1 protein-coding gene is annotated in these 1,645 nt (G+C 39.9%); it reads left to right on the top strand.

Annotated elements, in window-relative coordinates; genetic code table 11:
* The first annotated feature begins 364 nt into the window (after positions 1–364).
* Positions 365–1,603: a nucleotide sugar dehydrogenase gene (locus HMPREF0671_RS08620; protein WP_036899529.1), complete on the top strand. Its 1,239-nt coding sequence runs from the start codon at positions 365–367 to the stop codon at positions 1,601–1,603.
* Positions 1,604–1,645 lie beyond the last annotated feature (42 nt).

Raw genomic sequence — 1,645 nt, 5'->3', positions numbered from 1 at the left:
GTGTATACCTAGCTCTCCCTAATCGGCGTATACAAGTTTTTTGAGCTTTTATATGGAGTATTATTGCAACGTATTAGCTTTTTAGCTAACTTTGCAAAGATTGCATAAGTAAATGATAGGGAGCTATAAAGAAATGTATTATTTATCTGATGTTGTCCCTATATTACGAGCATGTACAGAATGCGACTCTGCGAGTTTCTAACTCTTAGGTGGAGATGTTTGTGTAGATGCTTCCTCTGCACATTAGTCATATTTGATTAATGGAGGAAGTGGAGTATCTGCCGGCATTGATGAGTAGAGTTGTTATATTTAGAATTCTGTACAGTCTATTTGGGAAAGCCAATATAATTATTTGTTTTATAATATGAAAATTGCAGTTGCAGGTACCGGGTACGTGGGCTTGAGTATTGCTACATTGTTGAGTCAGAACCATCAGGTTACGGCTGTGGATGTTGTACCAGAGAAGGTTGATAAAATTAATGCCCGCCGTTCTCCTGTTCAAGATGAATATATAGAACGCTATCTAGCAGAAAAACCTCTAGACTTAAAAGCTACTTTGGATGGAGCAGCGGCCTACCAAGATGCCGATTTTGTAGTGATAGCTACTCCTACTAACTACGATCCGGTGAAGAATTACTTTGATACCCGGCATGTAGAAGAGGTTATAGAGCTTGTTTTACAAGTAAATCCCAATGCCATTATGATTATTAAGTCTACCATTCCGGTAGGCTATACTGCTAGTGTAAGAGAAAAATACCACAGTGAGAATATCCTCTTTGCACCTGAATTCTTGCGCGAGAGTAAGGCTCTTTATGATAATCTCTATCCTAGTCGAATTATTATCGGACGACCAGAAGACGATATTCGTTTAGACCAAGCAGCCCATACTTTTGCCGCTCTGTTACAAGAGGGTGCTATTAAAGAGGATATAGATACGCTCTTTATGGGGGTAACAGAAGCAGAAGCAGTGAAGCTCTTTGCTAATACCTATCTTGCATTAAGAGTAAGCTACTTCAACGAGCTCGATACTTATGCAGAGATGAAGGGACTCAACACCCAATCTATTATTGATGGTGTAGGCCTTGACCCCCGTATTGGCAGTTTCTATAATAACCCCTCGTTCGGCTATGGTGGATATTGTTTACCCAAAGATACCAAGCAACTGCTTGCTAATTATCAAGACGTACCCGAGAATCTGATAGGTGCCATTGTCGAAAGTAATCGCACGCGTAAAGATTTTATAGCTGACCGTGTTCTCCGAATGGCTGGTTATTACGATTATTATAATCGGGGCGATTTTGACGTCAAGGAAGAAAAGCGCTGTGTTATTGGGGTTTATCGCTTAACAATGAAGAGCAATAGCGACAACTTCCGCCAGTCGAGCATTCAGGGAGTCATGAAGCGTATCAAAGCTAAGGGGGCAGAAATTATTATCTACGAGCCAACGCTAGAAGATGGTAGCACTTTCTTTGGCAGCAGAATAGTAAACGACCTATCTGTTTTTAAATCAGAATCCCAATCCATCATTGCAAATCGTTATGATCCGTCACTTGATGATGTGAAGGAGAAAGTATATACTAGAGATATTTTCCGTAGGGATTAGGAAAATAATTTGGACTTATATGATTCCTCAAATTTTAGGAAA

The organism is Prevotella sp. S7 MS 2 (genome assembly GCF_000762865.1).
Lineage (GTDB): Bacteria > Bacteroidota > Bacteroidia > Bacteroidales > Bacteroidaceae > Prevotella.
Note: the sequence above shows the minus strand (reverse complement) of the source record. Positions and strands in the feature narration are given on the sequence as shown.

Excerpts from the sequence above, each read along its gene's own strand:
- HMPREF0671_RS08620 (WP_036899529.1), top strand. The coding sequence starts at position 365 with ATGAAAATTGCAGTTGCAGGTACCGGGTACGTGGGCTTGAGTATTGCT.